Source organism: Mycetocola sp. (genome assembly GCF_025464835.1).
Taxonomy (GTDB): domain Bacteria; phylum Actinomycetota; class Actinomycetes; order Actinomycetales; family Microbacteriaceae; genus Mycetocola_A.
Genome location: NZ_JAODMP010000065.1, coordinates 1 through 17149, shown reverse-complemented (window position 1 = coordinate 17149; position 17149 = coordinate 1). Strand labels below are relative to the sequence as shown.

The 17149-nt window shown below is 65.6% G+C and carries 20 protein-coding genes and 3 tRNA genes; 4 read left to right on the top strand and 19 right to left on the bottom strand.

Annotated features, from left to right (window positions below):
* Window positions 1–531: 531 nt before the first annotated feature.
* The 18 genes from JWP90_RS07935 to tilS form a co-directional block, all read right to left on the bottom strand.
* Entirely contained in the window at window positions 532–1260 is a 729-nt protein-coding gene (locus JWP90_RS07935; RefSeq protein ID WP_297362139.1) for a ZIP family zinc transporter, read from the bottom strand.
* Between the two features lie 54 nt (window positions 1261–1314).
* Entirely contained in the window at window positions 1315–2766 is a 1452-nt protein-coding gene (gene cls, locus JWP90_RS07930) for a cardiolipin synthase (protein ID WP_297362141.1), read from the bottom strand.
* Between the two features lie 80 nt (window positions 2767–2846).
* On the bottom strand, window positions 2847–3050 hold the full coding sequence (locus JWP90_RS07925) for a hypothetical protein (RefSeq protein ID WP_297362136.1): 204 nt from the start codon (window positions 3048–3050) through the stop codon (window positions 2847–2849).
* Between the two features lie 33 nt (window positions 3051–3083).
* Window positions 3084–3230, bottom strand: coding sequence for a hypothetical protein (locus JWP90_RS07920; RefSeq protein ID WP_297362132.1), 147 nt, complete (start codon window positions 3228–3230; stop codon window positions 3084–3086).
* A 7-nt stretch (window positions 3231–3237) separates the two neighbouring features.
* Complete coding sequence (lysS, locus tag JWP90_RS07915; RefSeq protein ID WP_297362129.1) at window positions 3238–4755, bottom strand: lysine--tRNA ligase; 1518 nt, start codon at window positions 4753–4755, stop codon at window positions 3238–3240.
* Window positions 4756–4816: 61 nt separating this feature from the next.
* A complete protein-coding gene (gene panC / locus JWP90_RS07910) occupies window positions 4817–5677 on the bottom strand; it encodes a pantoate--beta-alanine ligase (protein WP_297362126.1) in 861 nt (286 codons plus the stop codon).
* The gene (locus JWP90_RS07905; protein WP_297362123.1) at window positions 5674–6429 is read right to left on the bottom strand and encodes a DUF2520 domain-containing protein; all 756 of its coding nucleotides are present in this window, start codon (window positions 6427–6429) and stop codon (window positions 5674–5676) included. The genes panC and JWP90_RS07905 overlap by 4 nt, the downstream gene beginning before the upstream one ends.
* Complete coding sequence (locus JWP90_RS07900) at window positions 6426–8099, bottom strand: PH domain-containing protein (RefSeq protein ID WP_297362120.1); 1674 nt, start codon at window positions 8097–8099, stop codon at window positions 6426–6428. Before JWP90_RS07900 ends, JWP90_RS07905 begins: the two co-directional genes overlap by 4 nt.
* On the bottom strand, window positions 8096–8665 hold the full coding sequence (locus JWP90_RS07895; protein WP_297362117.1) for a PH domain-containing protein: 570 nt from the start codon (window positions 8663–8665) through the stop codon (window positions 8096–8098). The genes JWP90_RS07900 and JWP90_RS07895 overlap by 4 nt, the downstream gene beginning before the upstream one ends.
* The gene (locus JWP90_RS07890; RefSeq protein ID WP_297362114.1) at window positions 8634–9107 is read right to left on the bottom strand and encodes a DUF3180 domain-containing protein; all 474 of its coding nucleotides are present in this window, start codon (window positions 9105–9107) and stop codon (window positions 8634–8636) included. Before JWP90_RS07890 ends, JWP90_RS07895 begins: the two co-directional genes overlap by 32 nt.
* On the bottom strand, window positions 9104–9640 hold the full coding sequence (folK, locus tag JWP90_RS07885; protein WP_297362111.1) for a 2-amino-4-hydroxy-6-hydroxymethyldihydropteridine diphosphokinase: 537 nt from the start codon (window positions 9638–9640) through the stop codon (window positions 9104–9106). Before folK ends, JWP90_RS07890 begins: the two co-directional genes overlap by 4 nt.
* Complete coding sequence (folB, locus tag JWP90_RS07880) at window positions 9637–10026, bottom strand: dihydroneopterin aldolase (protein WP_297362108.1); 390 nt, start codon at window positions 10024–10026, stop codon at window positions 9637–9639. The genes folK and folB overlap by 4 nt, the downstream gene beginning before the upstream one ends.
* Before the next feature lie 57 nt (window positions 10027–10083).
* A complete protein-coding gene (locus tag JWP90_RS07875; protein WP_297362105.1) occupies window positions 10084–10296 on the bottom strand; it encodes a hypothetical protein in 213 nt (70 codons plus the stop codon).
* Window positions 10297–10550: 254 nt separating this feature from the next.
* Window positions 10551–11387: a dihydropteroate synthase gene (gene folP, locus JWP90_RS07870; RefSeq protein ID WP_297362102.1), complete on the bottom strand. Its 837-nt coding sequence runs from the start codon at window positions 11385–11387 to the stop codon at window positions 10551–10553.
* Complete coding sequence (gene folE / locus JWP90_RS07865) at window positions 11380–11958, bottom strand: GTP cyclohydrolase I (protein ID WP_297362098.1); 579 nt, start codon at window positions 11956–11958, stop codon at window positions 11380–11382. The genes folP and folE overlap by 8 nt, the downstream gene beginning before the upstream one ends.
* Window positions 11959–11987: 29 nt before the next feature.
* Entirely contained in the window at window positions 11988–13988 is a 2001-nt protein-coding gene (ftsH, locus tag JWP90_RS07860; RefSeq protein WP_297362095.1) for an ATP-dependent zinc metalloprotease FtsH, read from the bottom strand.
* A 130-nt stretch (window positions 13989–14118) separates the two neighbouring features.
* Window positions 14119–14670, bottom strand: coding sequence for a hypoxanthine phosphoribosyltransferase (hpt, locus tag JWP90_RS07855; RefSeq protein WP_297362092.1), 552 nt, complete (start codon window positions 14668–14670; stop codon window positions 14119–14121).
* A gap of 9 nt (window positions 14671–14679) precedes the next feature.
* Window positions 14680–15696 carry a tRNA lysidine(34) synthetase TilS gene (tilS, locus tag JWP90_RS07850; protein ID WP_297362089.1) on the bottom strand — a complete coding sequence of 339 codons (1017 nt, stop codon included), beginning with the start codon at window positions 15694–15696 and terminating at the stop codon, window positions 14680–14682.
* A gap of 47 nt (window positions 15697–15743) precedes the next feature.
* On the opposite strand from tilS, the gene JWP90_RS07845 reads away from it, so the two are divergent.
* The 4 genes from JWP90_RS07845 (at window position 15744) to JWP90_RS07830 (ending at window position 16710) form a co-directional block, all read left to right on the top strand.
* Complete coding sequence (locus JWP90_RS07845; protein ID WP_297362084.1) at window positions 15744–16238, top strand: inorganic diphosphatase; 495 nt, start codon at window positions 15744–15746, stop codon at window positions 16236–16238.
* 156 nt (window positions 16239–16394) lie between these two features.
* Window positions 16395–16467, top strand: a tRNA-Glu gene (locus JWP90_RS07840).
* A 35-nt stretch (window positions 16468–16502) separates the two neighbouring features.
* Window positions 16503–16576: transfer RNA gene (locus JWP90_RS07835), tRNA-Asp, on the top strand.
* A gap of 61 nt (window positions 16577–16637) precedes the next feature.
* A tRNA-Phe gene (locus JWP90_RS07830) sits at window positions 16638–16710 on the top strand.
* Window positions 16711–16730: 20 nt separating this feature from the next.
* Here JWP90_RS07830 and JWP90_RS07825 read toward each other — a convergent pair.
* Window positions 16731–17149, bottom strand: a 419-nt coding sequence (locus JWP90_RS07825; RefSeq protein WP_297362081.1) for a tyrosine-type recombinase/integrase, incomplete at its 5' end; no start/stop codon positions are given.

Below are 17149 nucleotides of genomic sequence, written 5' to 3'. Positions count from 1 at the left end.
GTGCCCGGGCAGGGATGGGGACACCGTTACAAAGAGCGTAACGACCGGTGGTTCCGAATAGGCCCTTGTTCGCTCTGGGCGCGAAGGCGGCACCCATCTGTCAGTACTTCTGCTGAACGCGACGATGACCCGATCGCCTCCGGCTCGGGGCCGGCCGGGAGAGAAAAGTGTCTTCTGCTCAGCTCAACACACGGCCTGCCCGTACCGTCGCACGCGGGGCCGATCGAGTTCTGGCCCATTTTCATTTCGCTCGCTCTCGTGGCCGTTGCCGCAGCGTTCCGGGTGGGCGAACGGACGCAACGCGATACGACGGGCCTCGTGTAGTGGGCGGCGCAGATGACGCCCGGACCGGCATCCGTTGCTGGCTCGATGAGTTGCTTGCGGAGCGGTTCATGACGCTGACCGAGTTGAGCGAACAGGTTCAGGAGAACCGCTCGAATTCAGCAGAAGTGTCGCGACACGCCGTGTGGGCGCGCTCCCACACGGCGCGTCGGGCCGGATCTGCTGAATTTGGGGTCGGGGACGCTGCTGTCAGGCAAGCTGGTGCACGCCGAAGCTCGCAAAGAAGCCGATGGTGGCGATGAGGCCGGTGAAAGCCTTCGCGTCGCGGAACGCTTCAGGGATCATGGTGTCGGAGATCATGGCGAGGATGGCGCCGGCCGCGATCGCGGTGACGAATGCTGTGCCGGCTGGCGGAACGCCCTCCAGGAGCATGAATCCGCCAAGCGACGACAGGCCGCACGCGACGGCGATGCCGATCCACAGCCCGAACACGTACCGAGCACTTCGCCGATCAGCCTTCAATTCCGCAGTCGACGCCAGCCCCTCAGGGATGTTCGAGATGATGATCGCGAGCAGGACCGGGATGCTCAGCTGACCGCCCGCCACCATGCTGAGGCCAAGCACGGCGGTTTCCGGGATCCCGTCGAGAAGCGCACCGACGGCGATCCCCGTGCCGGTACCCGGCGATTCTCCCGAGCCTCGTCGGTTTCGCGCATCGACCCGGTCGAGCACGAGGTTGGCGGCCACATAGATGATCGCTCCCACGAGGAAGCCGGACATAGCTGGCCAGAACCCGCCTTGCTGCGCGGCCTCCTGGACGAGGTCGAAGGCCAGGGCCGAGATCAGGACGCCGGAGCCGAACGCCATGATGGCCGCGACGACTCGACGGGGCACCTGGACGAACCAGGCGATCAGAGCGCCGACGAGCAGTGCTCCCCCTGCCAGTGCTCCTGCCCCGGCGGCCAGCCACGCGTCCATGGCGCAACACTATTCCCGCTCAGGCCGTTCGACGCAGCCCCGAAGCGGCTTCGTTTACTGAAGTGCCGAACTCAGGCGGGCAAGGTTGTCGAGGATGGTCGACCGGAGAGGCTGCTTTTTCCACTCATCCAGGGTGAGTTGGCGGCTCTTGAGCCGGTACTGGTCTTCGACGGCCCGCATGTCCGATACGAATGACTCGCCGCGAACCATCAGCGACACCTCCAGGTTGAGGCCGAAGGACCGCATGTCCATGTTGCTCGAACCGATCACGGCGACGTCGTCGTCGATGGTGAAGTGCTTGGCGTGAAGGATGTACGGGGCTGGGTACAGATAGATGCGCACGCCCGCGCGGAGCAGCGCCTCGTAGTAGGAGCGCTGGGCGTGGTAGACGAGTGCCTGGTCTCCGATCTCTGAGACGAACAGGTCGACCGGGACACCCCGGTGCACGGCGGTGGTGATCGCGTACAACATCGACTCGTCTGGCACGAAGTAAGGACTCGTGATGACGATGCGCTTCTGGGCCGCGTAGATCAGCCCGAGGAACAGTTTGAGGTTGTTCTCCCCGTCGAAGCCTGGGCCGCTCGGCACGACCTGGCAATCAAGCTCGCCGTTCTCGAGGTCCGGGTCGGTTACGTCGATCGCGCGACTCACGAGTTCGCCGGTTTCGCTGTACCAGTCGCTGAGGAAGATCGCGTTGATCCCACCGACCACCGGTCCCTCCACGCGGGCGACCAGTTCCTGCCACTGCAGGCCGCGCCGCAGGTTCCCGCGCTTGTTGTAGCTACGGTCGATGACGTTCTGCGAGCCCATGAAAGCGACCTCACCGTCGACGACGAGAATCTTGCGGTGGTTCCGCAGGTCCGGCCGTTGGAACTTACCGCGCAACGGCTGCAGCGGAAGCAGCAGATGCCACTCGGCACCGGTCTCATCAAGCCGACGTCGGGTCTGCCGATACCCTTTGGTGCGCAGGTTGGCGACGTGATCCAGCAGGATCCGCACGTCGACGCCGCGCTGCACGGCACGCTCGAGCGCGTCGAAGAACGGCGCGGTGGTCCTGTCACAGCTGAGGATGTAGAACTCGACGTGCACGTGGCGGCGCGCCGCGTCGACCGCCTCGGTCATGGCCGCGAGCGTCTTGTTGTAGTCGCCGAGCAATCGCGCCTCATTGCCACCGAGCAAGGGCAGCGCACCGAGCTTGCGGTTCAGCCCGACGAGGTTTGTGAACCAGAGCGGCAGGCCCGGCTGCAGATCCTGCTTCGGTAGGTTCTCTCCCGCGATCCGAATGAAGTCGTTGATCTCATCCTGGATTTCGCGGCGCTTGCGGGGAAGTTTCGGATGCCCGATGAGCAGGAAGGCGAGAACACCCGCGTAGGGGATAAGGAAAATCGCCAGAAGCCACGCCATGCCGGCGGTCGGACGCCGGTTGCGCGGGACGACGATGATGGCGATGGCCTTGATGATGAAGTCGATCGTGAAGAACAGTACGACCCACCAGTCGGCGAACATAGTCGCCCACAGGGCCGTTAGGTCCACGCATGGGCTCCTGTCGTCGGGAAGTCTGCCCCCAGCCTATCGGGCGGAGAGGACTAGTTCTCGGCAGAGCCGTCCGTGCCCTTGGACTCCGACGGTGGAAGGCCGAGACGCGAACGCTCCGCCGCTTCCAGGTCCGCGTATGCAGCACGCTCGTGGCGGTCCGCGCGGATGATGGCGCGCATGACGTACCAGAAGATCACTCCGAGGAGGACGGTCGGAATGACCGACCAGAGTGCGTTGAGCCAGTAATTGTCCATGACCCTACAAGGATACCCCGGGGCGAACGACGGTCATCCCGCGGCGACGATTCCCGCCACACCGGAGATCAGCAGATACAGCCCGATGCCGCCGACGATGACCCAGATGATGATCCGGTTCGTCGACGGTTTCTTCGGATCCCGCGGGTGCAACTCTTCCTTGGGCAGGTAGTCAGTCATCAGGGTCTCACTTCACGAGGGGGAACAGGATGGTCTCGCGGATACCGAGTCCGGTGAGGGCCATCATCAACCGGTCGATGCCCATTCCCATTCCTCCGGTCGGCGGCATGCCGTGCTCGAGGGCGCGCAGGAACTCGTCGTCGAGGCGCATCGCCTCGACATCTCCCCCGGCGGCCAGCCTGGCCTGCTCGACGAAGCGTTCCCGCTGCACGACAGGGTCAACCAGCTCCGAGTATCCGGTGGCGAGCTCGAATCCCCGGATATAGAGGTCCCACTTCTCGACCACACCGGGGATCGACCGGTGAGCGCGAACAAGAGGCGACGTGTCAACCGGGAAGTCGCACACGAACGTCGGCCGGACGAGCCGGGACTTGACGAAGTGCTCCCACAGCTCCTCGATGTACTTTCCGTGAATCGGATGCGGGACGACGATGCCCTCCCGCTCTGCGAGCTCTTTCAGCTCTTCGATCGGCGTTTCGGGTGAGATCGTCCTGCCGACAGCCTCTGACAGGCTGTCGAACATCGAGATCCGGTCCCAGTCGCCGCCAAGGTCGTACTCCGTGCCGTCAGCCCAGGTGACCGTGTGCGATCCGGCGACAGCAAGAGCGGCATCCTGAATCAGGGTCTGGGTGAGGTCAGCGATGGAGTTGTAATCCCCATAGCCCTCGTACGCCTCAAGCATGGCGAACTCGGGGCTGTGAGTCGAGTCGGCTCCCTCGTTACGGAAGTTGCGGTTGATCTCGAAGACGTGGTCGATGCCGCCGACGATGGCTCGCTTGAGGTACAGCTCAGGGGCGATCCGAAGGAAGAGTTCCGTGTCGAATGCGTTTGAGTGTGTGACGAATGGGCGAGCGGATGCCCCGCCGTGCATCACCTGCAGCATCGGGGTCTCGATCTCCAGGTATCCGCGATCGGTGAAGGTACGGCGCAGGCTCGCGACCGCCTTCGATCGCTGGATGACGTTCTGTCGAGCCTGTTCCCTGGCGATCAGGTCGAGGTAGCGGCTGCGGACACGGCTTTCCTCGCTGAGCTCATTGTGCAGGTTCGGCAGGGGAAGGATCGCCTTCGATGCGATCGTCCACTCGCGGACCATGATCGACAATTCGCCTCGGCGACTGGAGATGACCTCGCCGGAGACGAAGAGGTGATCGCCGAGGTCGACGAGCTCTTTCCAGAGTGCGAGGGAGTCCTCGCCGACTTCTGCGAGCGACACCATGGCCTGGATCCGGCTTCCGTCGCCTGCCTGGAGGCTCGCGAAACACAGCTTGCCTGTGTTGCGGAGGAAGACAATACGACCGGCGACGCCGACGACGACGCCAGACGTTTCATCGGCTTCGAGGGAGCCGTATTCTTCCCGAACCGCCGGGATCGTGGTGGTGACCGGGACCGAGACCGGGTAAGCGCCACCCGCCGCGTCGGCTGCCATCTCGATCAGACGCTCCCGCTTGGCCAGCCGGACGGCCTTCTGCTCGGAAATCTCTTCAGCGGTCGGCTCGGCAACCTGGTCTGTGGTGGGGGCAGTCATGATAGAAAACGTCTCCTTGTGGGGTCATCCCAGCTTACGTTGCGGGCGTGCCTGCGCAGTGTCAACCGACGATGATGCTGCGGTTGTCGATGAGGCGGGTGGTTCCGACCCGAGCGGCGATGAGGACAAGGGCAGACCCGGAATAGCCATCAGCGACAGGCAGGAACGTCTCCGGGTCGACCACAGCGAGGTAGTCGAGCTCGATCCCTGGTTCACCGGCGAGAACGGAGTGCGCCGCTGCGGTGGCCGCGTCGACACCGAGATCCCCGCCGGCCGCCGCCGCCGCAAGCGCTGCGGACAGTGACAGCGCCGATCGGCGCCCGGCGTCGTCGAGGTACACGTTCCGGCTGGAGAGGGCCAGGCCATCGTCCGCACGAACGGTCTGAACCCCGTGCACCTCGATGGGGAAGTTCAGGTCTCTGGCCATCCGCTTCACCAGGAACAGCTGCTGGCCGTCCTTCTCTCCGAAGACGGCGGCGTGCGGGCTCACGATGTGGAACAGCTTGGCGACGACCGTGAGCATCCCGTCAAAGTGGCCGGGGCGGGTTCGCCCTTCGAGGCGGGTCCCCACCTCACCGGCACTCACGCGGGTGCCGACCTGGCCGTCCGGGTACATGTCGGAAGCCGTCGGTGCGAAGACGAGCGAGATCCCGCGCTCGGCGAGCCGGGCAACATCCTGGTCGAGAGTGCGGGGGTAACTGGCGAGGTCTTCCTTCGGCCCGAACTGCAGTGGGTTCACGAAGATCGAGACAACGACGATGTCGCCGAGTTCGAGGGCGTAATCGACGAGGGCCAGGTGGCCGTCGTGCAGAGCGCCCATGGTGGGGACGAGCACGACTCGTGGATCCGGGATCCCACCCGCGACCGCCGCACGGTGGGCGTCGGCGATTCGGGAACGGATGTCAGCGATACTGTTCGTCACCCACCGATGCTACCGGCCTGCGGCGGCAGCTCGTCTCCTGGCTCGAGGTCCAACGGGTCTGCCGAGAGCCGGCCAGCCTGCTGGAGCGCGTTGTCGACGGATGACCGGACCAGCGACGACAGGAACGCGCCAGGGTGTTCGACGCCGATCCCGGAAAGGAGGCCTGTCGCCTGTGCCACGATGGACCGCGAGAACGCCGTCGCGATCTCGATCGCCTCGGCGTACGCAGCCCGGTCCTTCTCGGCGACGAGGACGGGCTCACCGCCCATTTCCACGACGAGGGCCTGGCCGATCGGCTGCACCGGTGTCGGCGCGGTCACAGCGAACCAGCTCTCGGTGAGGCGCGAGATGTCGATGCTTGTTCCGGTGAAATCCATGGCCGGGTGGATGGCGAGCGGGATCGCCCCGAGCGCCTGGGCCGGCGCGAGAACGGAGGTGCCGAAGCCGGCGGCCGTGTGCATCACCAGCTGGCCTGGAAGCCAGCTCGAGGTGGCGGCCAGGCCGGCGACGAGCGACTCCAGTTCGGAGTCCGGTACGGCTAGGATGACCAGTTCGCTGCGCTCGACGATGCTGGGGATGTCGAGTATCGGTGCAGCGGGAAGCATCGCTTCGGCGCGGTCACGGCTCTCCTCAGAGACCGCGCTGATCCCGGTGATCGCGTGGCCGGCGCCAGCCAGCGCCGCGCCAAGCACGGGTCCCACCCGGCCGGCACCGATGACCCCGATCCCCAAGCGGCCTGCGCGCGCGGTCATGACTGATCCCCGGCCGGCATGACGCCGCCAGCGACCTGGGCCCATCGGTGGCTGTGGTCGGCCCGCGTAGCGACAACGATTCCCTCAGCCACCTGCTCGAACAGACTCGCGGCCTCGGCCGTCCCGATCGCCGGCAGGGTGGCGGTGATCGGCCCGAGCACGGTGTGGGCGTGCGCTGACGCGAGGCGCAGCATCCGTTCGATGGGTCCCTGCGACACGGCGAAACTGACCAGTCGGGCCAGCGGGAGAAGGTCGACCTTGCGCCAGACGACACCTTTGCGGAAGACGAGCAGGTCGTCGTGCAGCGTGTAACCGGTACGGCGCCAGGCCAGAGGGTTCAGCCACCTGGACCGCCGTGGGGCAAGGACGAAGCCGGAGCGGGCAGGTTCGCGGATCGCCAGGTCCAGCTCGTCGTGAAGTGCGGTTGACGACACCCCTCCGAGCATGAGCTCGACCACGCGGGCCACGTCGGGCAGCGTGCCGACCGGGAGCACCGTGGTGTTTCCCTTGCCCCCTGCGGCCGCTTCGACCGACAGCCCGGCTTTGTTGATCTTGACCTGCCACCAGCCGAACGGCCGCCAGAGTATCGACTGCGACACCTCGATGGCGTGCACCCGCCCGGGTGGCAGCGTGTCGTTGCTCGTCGAGAACAGGCCGGAACCAATCCGGACGCCTGAGGGTGTTCCGGCGATCGAGTACCGCAGCGACTTCGTGATCGTCGACCAGAAGTAGCTGGCGATGCCGATCACGCTCGGCACGAACCAGAACAAAGCCCAGATCTGCCCATTGACAAGCGAAACGATCATCACCACGACGAGGATGAGAAAGAAGACCGTGCCGAGGCTGAGCAGCGTCGATGCCACCAGCCGACCGACCGGGATGCGCACAACGGACTCTGGTGGAGCGGTTCCCGGGTCGAGTTCCGGCGCCAGGAATTCGGTGACCCGTTCGTTGACGATTCGGCTGAGCGCGGCCTCGTTCTCGATTCCGCCAGGGCCGACGGCCGGCGTCGGGGCAAGGCCCTGCTCGGCAAGCCGCACACCGGAGGCAAGGGTGAGCACGTCGCGGCGGAGGTCATCTGCATCACGGGAGAACAGGTATTCGAGTTTGACGCTGGCATCCTGCCCGGCGACACTGACGTCCATCTTCGCGGCGCCGAACAGCCGCGGCAGGAATGGCCGGGAGATTCCGACGCCCTGGATCCGGTCGAGTTTCGCCTTGCGGTGCGTTCGAAACAGGATGCCGCTCCTCACCTCCACCGCCTCGTCGGTCACCCGGAAGGTGTGCATCCGCCAGGACAGGTAGAACCCGGTCATCACCACGATCAGGACGACGAGGATCGCGAGCAGGGCAAGCCCGACGTAGCCGTGTTCCCAGACATAGGTGATCGGGTCGTAATCCTCGGGGTCGTACTCGCCAGCGCGGGGCAGGAACAGGTCGACCAGCCGTTCCCTCAGATTTGCGATGACGAAGCCGGCGATTGCGAGGAAGGCGATCCCTCCGCGCAGGAGTGGGGTCGCTGGGTGCAGCCGGTGCCACTCGCCGTCGGTCAGGCTCCGACGTTGCCGGAGCTCTGCAGGGCGCTGCGCCTCCGGTTGCCCTGCAAACGACGCGCGCTCAGGCGTTCCCTGGGCGCCGTGCGGGAGGAAGGCCTCCTGCTCGCCGCTCATAGGCCGGTCCGCCTGCTCTCCGCGACGGTGACGAGGTGGTCTCGCAACTGCTCGGCCTCGTCCTCGGGCAGACCGGGCAACACGATGGCACTCGCCGCTGACGCGGTGACGAATTTGAGTTCAGCGAGGCCGAACGCACGGGCGACCGGGCCGCGGTTGATGTCGATGAGCTGCATCCGCCCGTATGGCACTGCCACCATGCGAGTCCACATGATTCCGCGGCGGAACAGCAGGTCGTCCTCTCGCAGCTGGTATCCGATCGAACGGATGCGGCGGGGCGTGATCGCCGCACCGAGCGCGGTCACGAGAAGCAGCGCCCCCATCACCCACCACTGCCAGGTCTGCTCGAACAACACGGCCCAGAGAACGGCAACGGCGATCACGATGAGGGCGAAGATCGCCTCACCGATGAGGTCGACGAGAATGTACTTCGGCGATACCCGCCGCCACTCGCCGGCCACTTCGACCCGCCGCGGAACGTCGACGACGGCGCCCAACCCGACTGCCTCCGACACCGGCTCGGGAACGGGCAGCTCAGGAATCGCGGGGTTCTCCTGGTGCGTCATCGTCTTCATCCTTCGGAAGCGTGCAGAGGTGTTCGGCGATCAGTCCTGCGGTCGTGAGCACCGCCGCGCCAACGCAGGAAGCGATCGCGAGCCACATCGAGCCTATCGCGGGCAGGACCGGCCGGGTTGTGAAATAGAGGACGGCGCCGAGTGAGGCACCCGTGAGCAGTGCACCAACGAGGCTCGATGCCTTGGCGAGGACAACGATCCGCATCGCCCGGAAGGGGTCGATTCGGGTCACACGTTTGCCGGTGACCGTCCGCCGGATCGGAATCGCCACGCCGAGCACGAGGACGGCGACGACCAGAAGGGTGAACGGCATCGTGAGCGGCGGGACCAGCAGGGGGCGGCCGTACGCCTCGAGGCCGTACTCGACCAGGAACCCGGCGACGAAGCCCAGCGCTGCGAGCCCGACAAGAGGGGTCGCGCGCGTCCGATTCACGTGGCGGCTCCGAATGAGTTCGGGAGCGATTCGAGCAGTCGAGCGACGGGCCCGGCACCGGGCAGCACGGCACCGGGGTCGAGCTCCAGCCACGGTGCGAGCACGAAGGATCGCTCGCCTGCGCGGGGGTGGGGAAGGACGAGATGATCCGTCGTGAGCACGAGGTTCCCGTACGCGATGATGTCGATGTCGAGAGTGCGGTCGCCCCAGTGCTCAGTCCGCACCCTGCCGAGCCCCGCTTCGATCGCCTGAACGCTGCGGAGCAGGGCCAGGGGAGCAAGAGCGGTCCGCACGAGGGCAACTCCGTTGAGATACCGGGGCGCAGAGGGGTCCTCACCGGTGGGCTTCACGGCGACTGATTCGATCAGATCAGACACAGCGGTCACCGTCACCCCGTGCGAAGGGAGCGCCGCGAGTCCCGCACGGATGTTCGCTTCGCGGTTCCCGAGGTTGCTGCCGAAGGCAAGAACCGTCTGGACCGGTCGAAGCGGCCGAACCGGCGGGTGAATGGGCGGTTTCGGGATCGGCGTCATGACCCGTCCGCCCGGCTGGTTGCCGCATGACGAAGGATGCTGACCGCGACGTCGTCGAAGGGCACAGCGATCGGCGCGTCAGGTTTGTGCACGGTGACGCGCACGCTGTGCGCCGCCGGGTACGACAACACCAGGCTGGCCACCCGCTCCGCAACGGTTTCAATGAGATCGACCGGGTCGGCTTCCACGGCAGCAGCGATCCTCTCGGCCAGCTCTCCGTAATGGATGGTCTGCGCCACATCGTCGCTCGCCGCGGCAGCCCGGAGGTCGACGCCGACGGTGACGTCGATGAGGAAGTCCTGCCCGTTTTCACGTTCGAAGTCGTAGACCCCGTGGTTCGCCCGCACGCGAAGTCCGGTCAGGGTGATGCTGTCGCCGGTGTTCACAATGCCCACTCTACGGTTTGCCGCGCACGCCGCGACGGGTGTTGACAGGCCGGCCGTCTACGCCGCGGAAGGGTCGCGCTTGTCGTCGACATTCTTCACGAGTCGCCAGGCGAGCGGAAGGATCGAGGCGGCGAGGAGCCACTTCACGACACCGCCGAGGATGAAGGGGTAGAAGCCGAAGTCGAGAAGCGAACCGAAGTCGGTGGGCAGGCCCATGGCGCCGACGAGCATGACACCGAGAGTCTGTCCCGAGACGGGGACAGGCCACATCGGGATCTCGATGAGGCGGTAGCGCTGACCACGGCGACACCGGTAAGCATGAGGGCGATGTTGTTCACGACGCTCCGCGGAACGACCCTGTCGGCGAGGGTCAGTCGTGAGGGGGCAAGTGTTGCGGTGGTCATTCGTTCTCCCGTGTCCGGCACTCGGTCTGCGATCACGGCGCCGCTCAACACTATCCGGAAAAACGCCGCCTTGAGGGGTGGCATGGGAGCAACGCCCGCTGCCGAACTGTGAGGATTCCTCTAGGCGGGGCGAGGAAGGGATGGCCGGCCGAGCCGCTTGCGCACGTCGAGAGCGACGGCCGTCGCGCGAACATTATGCACCCGGACGCCCCAGATTCCCGCGTCAGCGAGCAGGGCGCTGATCACCGCGGTAGGCAGGTCACGGTCAGCCATTGTGGCATCGCCGTCGAGGAGAGTGCCGAGAAATCGTTTCCGCGACGCGCCGATGAGGAGCGGGAGTCCGATCGACTGCAGCTCATCGAGCCTGGAGAGAATCTGCCAGTTGTGATCGGAGGCCTTGGCGAAGCCGAGACCAGGGTCGAGGATGATGCGCTCACGGGCGACGCCGGCCGCCTCGACGGCCGCGAGTTGCCTGACAAGCTCCGCCCGGACGTCCGAGACGACGTCATCGTAGTTCGACCGGGAATCCATCTCGGTGCTGTGCGCGCGCCAATGGCTGAGCAGGAACATGGCGCCCGTTTCGGCTGCCACCAGCGCCATCTGAGGATCGGCCAGGCCGCCTGAGACATCGTTGATGATTTCGACACCAGCATCGACCGAGGCCCGTGCCGTGTCGGCGTTCATCGTGTCGACAGAAAGACGGATGCCATCGGCAGACAGCGCCCGGAGAACGGGAAGGATCCGGCGCTGTTCTTCGGCACTGCCGACACGCTCGGCGCCAGGCCGGGTCGACTCGCCGCCGACGTCGATGAGGTCCGCGCCGTCTGCCGCAAGCCGCCGGCCGTGGGCGATCGCCGCGGCGTGGTCGAGGTAGCGGCCACCGTCGCTGAACGAATTCGGAGTGACGTTGAGGATGCCCATCACGAGCATGGGGCGGCCGGGCAGTATCTCAGTCATGGGCCGGGCCGCTCCGGCCGAGAAGCGACATGATCTCTGCGCGCCGAACCGGATCTGACAGCTCTCCCCTGCTCGCGAGGGTGAGTGTGGATGCCGCCTCCTGGCGGGATCCACGAGCCGCGACACAGCCGTGCACCGCGTCGAGAACGACAAGAACGCCTCGTGCGTCGAGTCCGCGTTCGAGGGTGTCGGCGATCTCCTCTGTGAGCCGCTCCTGGAGTTGGGGGCGAGACGCGAGGGTGTCGACGACGCGTGGCAGCCGACCGAGTCCGACGATGCGGTCGCTCGGGAGGTAGGCGATGTGGGCGACCCCGAGGAATGGGAGCAGGTGGTGCTCGCAGATGGAACGGAAGGAGATGTCGCGCACGACGACTGCTTCGCTCGGTCCGCCGCCGCCGACCGGGATGGAATCCGCGAGAAGGGCAAGCGGGTCCTCGTGGAGGCCGCCGAAGAATTCCTCACACGCCTCTGCGACGCGTTCAGGCGTGCGTGCGAGTCCCGGCCTCGACGGGTCCTCCCCGATCGCGAGCAGTAGCTCGGTGACGGCCCGCTGGATCCTCTCGCTATCCATCCGGGCCCCTCCGGTCTGGCCCACGGGGCTTACGCCGTTGCCGGTCGCGGGTTCACCTGGGGTGTGCGGGCGACCTTGGAGTCGCTCTCCACTCCACCGTCCGTGGCGCCGGGGTCGATCGGTGCCTTCGCGAGGGGGACGGCGATGGGCGGGTGCTCCGACACAGGCCGGTTGGTGCTCGAGAGCCACTGCGGACGCGGCGGCAGCTTGCGGATGTTCGCGAAGATCTCAGCCAGCTGGTTGTGGTCGAGGGTTTCCTTCTCGAGCAATTCAGCTGCGAGGCGGTCGAGGATCTCCCGGTTGTCGTTGAGCACTTGCCACGCTTCGTCGTGGGCCTGTTCGATGAGGGCACGCACCTCGGCGTCGACCGTCTCCGCGATCTGCTCCGAGTAGTCCCGCTGGTGTCCCATGTCACGCCCGAGGAACACCTCTCCGCTCGACTGGCCGAGCTTGATCGCTCCGACGTTGGCGCTCATGCCGTACTCGGTGACCATCTTGCGGGCGATTCCCGTTGCCTTCTCGATGTCGTTCGAAGCGCCGGTGGTCGGGTCGTGGAACACCATCTCTTCGGCAACGCGGCCACCCATGGCATAGGTGAGCTGGTCGAGGAGCTCGTTGCGGGTGACGGAGTACTTGTCCTCGAGCGGAAGCACCATCGTGTAGCCAAGGGCGCGGCCACGCGGAAGGATGGTGACCTTGGTCACCGGGTCCGTGTTGCGCATCGCCGCTGCGGCGAGGGCGTGGCCGCCCTCGTGGTACGCGGTGATCAGTTTCTCCTGGTCCTTCATCACCCGGCTGCGGCGCTGCGGGCCGGCCATGACGCGGTCGACGGCCTCGTCGAGGGCACGGTTGTCGATGATCTGCGCGTTTGACCGAGCAGTGAGAAGTGCGGCCTCGTTGAGCACGTTGGCCAGGTCTGCACCCGTGAAGCCAGGAGTTTTGCGGGCGAGAACGTCAAGGTCGACGCTCTCCGCCATCGGCTTGCCCTTGGCGTGCACCTCGAGAATGCGTGTGCGTCCCTTGAGGTCGGGCGCGTCGACACCGATCTGACGGTCGAACCGGCCGGGGCGCAGCAGCGCGGGGTCGAGGATATCCGGGCGGTTGGTCGCGGCGATCATGATCACGTTGGCTTTCGGATCGAAGCCGTCCATCTCGACCAGCAACTGGTTGAGGGTTTGCTCGCGCTCGTCGTGGCCACCGCCCATGCCTGCACCGCGGTGACGCCCGACGGCATCGATCTCGTCGACGAAGATGATGGCCGGTGAGTTCTCCTTGGCCTGGGTGAAGAGATCGCGCACGCGACTCGCGCCGACGCCCACGAACATCTCAACGAAGTCGGAACCGGAGATCGAGTAGAACGGAACGCCCGCCTCACCGGCGACGGCACGGGCGAGGAGGGTCTTGCCGGTCCCGGGAGGGCCGTAGAGCAGCACGCCCTTCGGTATGCGGGCACCGACGGCCTGGAAGCGCGCGGGCTCCTTGAGGAAGTCCTTGATCTCTTCGAGTTCCTCGATCGCCTCGTCGCTGCCCGCGACATCCGCGAACGTGACCTTGGGCGATTCCTTCGAAACCAGTTTTGCCTTCGACTTGCCGAATTGCATGACCTTCGATCCGCCGCCCTGCATGCTCGACAGCATGATCCAGAAGAACACGCCGATGAGCAGGAGCGGGAGCAACAGTCCGAGCGCTGACAACCACCAGCTGGGCTGAGGGACCTTGTCGGTGAAGCCCTCACTCGGCGACGCAGCGTCGACAGCGGCGACGACGTCGTCGGCCCGTGCGGTGAGGTAGTAGAACTGCACCATCGTGCCGTTGTCGCCATCGGCTTCCGCGAGTGTGAGGTCGGCGCGGTTGTCGCCCTCGGTAAGCGTCACTTCAGTGACCTTGCCGTCCTTGAGGAGCTCGAGCCCGTGATCGGTCGAGACCTCACGCATACCGTTGACGTTGAGCAGGCTTGACCCGACCCAGAAAACGATGATGGCGATCAGGATGTAAGGCAGCGGGCCTTTGAAGATGCGCTTGAAGTTCATAGTTCGGATGAGCGGATGCCCAACACCTTTCTGAAGGTACGGCGAAGCGTCGAACGCCCCGTGAAGTCAAGGGTATCGCCGAAACGCTGGACGCGGCCTCTATGTTCGCCGAAGGGGGAACAGCGCCGCCTCAGGCGTAAACGTGCGGTGCCAGCACGGCGACGTCGCGCAGGTTCCGGTAACGCTCATCGAAGTCGAGGCCGTACCCGACGACGAAGTCGGTCGGGATGTCGAAGCCGACGTATTTGCAATCGATCTCGACCTTCGCTGCCTCCGGTTTCCGGAGCAGCGCGCAGACCTCGATGGATGCGGCACCGCGCGAAGCGAAGTTCTCCAGGAGCCAGGACAGGGTGAGTCCGGAGTCGATGATGTCTTCAACGATCAGAACATGGCGGTCGGTCAGATCCGAGTCGAGGTCCTTGCGGATCTGCACGACACCGCTGGACCTGGTGCCTGCACCATAGGAGGAGACGGCCATCCAGTCGATCGACACGTGGCTCGTCAGCGCACGGGACAGGTCGGCCATGACCATGACAGCACCCTTGAGCACCCCGACGAGCAGAAGGTCCTTGCCAACGTAATCGGCGTCGATGCGGGCGGCGAGCTCGACCAGCTTCTCCTGGATCTGCTCCTCGGTGACGAGAATGCTCGTGAGGTCGCTTGAGATGTCGCTCGATTCCATGCGTTCATCCTATCCGCGAGCGGTGAACACGAGCAGCGCGCCCTGTCGGGAGACCCGGATGCCGGGGACGTCGATCGGGCCCTGTCCGCGCCAGTCGGTGACCAGGCGGGCGACCTCGAGGGTATGCCCGCGATCCAGGGACCTGCCGAACTCGCTCAACGCCACAAGCCGGATGATCCGGTTGCGGAGCGCCGCCGGATTCGCCGCGAGAGCCCCCACATCAACGGCGATGCCGGCTTCAGCCGGTTGGCAGATCTCCTCGATGATCTCCTGCACCATGCGGTCCAGAGCCTCGGAATCCTCGCGCAGTTGCTCAGCCGTCCTGGCCAGCGCTTCAGCGACGCCCGGGCCGAGCTCCTCCTCGAGAACGGGCAGCACCCGTTCCCGCACACGCACCCGGGTGAACCGAGGTTCTGAATTGTGCGGGTCGGCCCACGGCTCGAGGTGCTCCGCTGCGCACGCGGCATGGGTGGTCTCCCTGCGGACCTCCAGCAGCGGCCGGAGGTACAGGCCGGCCACCGGGGTCATCCCCCGCAAACTCGCCGCCCCCGATCCCCTCGCGAGCCCAAGCAGCACCGTCTCCGCCTGGTCGTCGAGCGTGTGCCCGAGCAGGACCTGACGCGCCCCAGCGGACGCGGCGACATCCGCGATCGCGCCGTAACGCGCCTCGCGGGCAGCTGCCTCCGGCCCGCTCCCCCCGACGATTCGAACCGTGCGGACCAGCACGGGCGCAAGACCGAGTTTTTCAGCGGCCGCCGCCGCCCGCGTCGCCACCCCTTTGGAATCGGCCTGCAGCGCGTGGTCGACGATCACCGCCCCCGCCCGGATCCCGAGCCGCGGCGCCTCGAAAGCTGTGGCAGCGGCGAGTGCGAGGGAGTCAGGACCACCACTCAGGGCGACGAGCACGAGGTCCCCCTCTGAGAGTCCCGATGCGCGCACCGCGGTGAGTGCGCGGCGCACGGCGACACGCACGTCGGCGACCGCCGGGGAGAGCGGCGGGCGGGGAAGCGAACTGTTGGTGGGCATCAAGTAACGTTATTGCAGACTTTCAGATAAAAGAGGAGAACACTTCCATGGCCGGATATGACGTCGTCGTAGAGATTCCAAAGGGCAGCCGCAACAAGTACGAGGTCGACCACGAAACAGGTCGCGTCTACCTCGACCGGGTGCTCTTCACCGCCTTCAGCTACCCCGTCGACTACGGTTACTTCGAAAACACGCTCGGCCTCGACGGTGACCCCGTCGACGCACTCGTCCTCCTCGAGTACCCGGTCTTCCCCGGTGTCGGCATCAAGGTGCGCCCCGTCGGCGTGCTGAACATGAGCGACGAAGCTGGTTCCGACGCGAAGGTTCTCTGTGTCCAGGAGAAGGACCCCCGCTGGGCACACATCCAGGACATCACCGACGTTCCCGAGCAGACCCGCAAGGAATTCGAGCACTTTTTCGCTCGCTACAAGGACCTCGAGCCGAACAAATGGGTCACCATCGAAGGCTGGGGCGACGCCGCTGAAGCCACGGCCATCGTCGAAGCGGGCATCGTGAAGCTTCGTGAAGAGGGCAGCCACTAGACAGCCGCCTCTTGCGAGTTGCCGGGTTTGCCGGGTTTCACCCCCGGGCGGACCCTGCAAACCCGGCAACTCGCGGGGAAAACGAGCTCGTTTTGGCAAATCGCGCTCGTACCCGTATGCTTCTTCTCGGTAGTTACGGAGCCTTCCGAGGCTCTCGGCCCCATCGTTTAGTGGCCTAGGACGCCGCCCTTTCACGGCGGTAGCACGGGTTCGAATCCCGTTGGGGTCACATAACTACTACAATCGGTACAAGTAAAAAAGTAAGGCCCTGTAGCGCAGTTGGTTAGCGTGCCGCCCTGTCACGGCGGAGGTCGCGGGTTCAAGTCCCGTCAGGGTCGCTAAGGAGAAGAGCCCTTCCGCAAGGAGGGGTTTTTCACCTTTAGGCGGCGAAAGTTGCCTGGCTCTGTAGCTCAGTTGGTAGAGCGTTCGACTGAAAATCGAAAGGTCACCGGATCGATGCCGGTCGGAGCCACTGGTCCTATCTCGAGGCTTCTACTCGGGGTGGGGCCTTTTCTTTTCCCAGATCAGCGCTGGATTCGCGGATATTTCACCCCCGTCCGCAGTATCGTTCGAGTAGCCGCCGGAATGGGTCGATATTGACCTTCCGACTGCACATTGAAGAACTTCGACATCGGGACTACTCCCCTTCGCAGCTAGTCGCCGTGTATCCGCGCACATCTGTGTGACCAGCAGCGACGAGTGCCCGAGAATCGCCTGCACGTCCGGAGCCGCGAGGCCCGCATCGAAGAGGAGCACCGCCGCCGTGTGGCGGAGGTCGTGGATGCGCAGGTCGGGCCGGCCGATGGCCGCGCGAAGGGTCTCCCAGTCGACTCCTCGGCGCGCGTTGTGGTTGCTGAGCCGGCCGCCGTCGGGACCGGCGAACAGCAGATCGCTCGCCTGCTTGCCCCTCG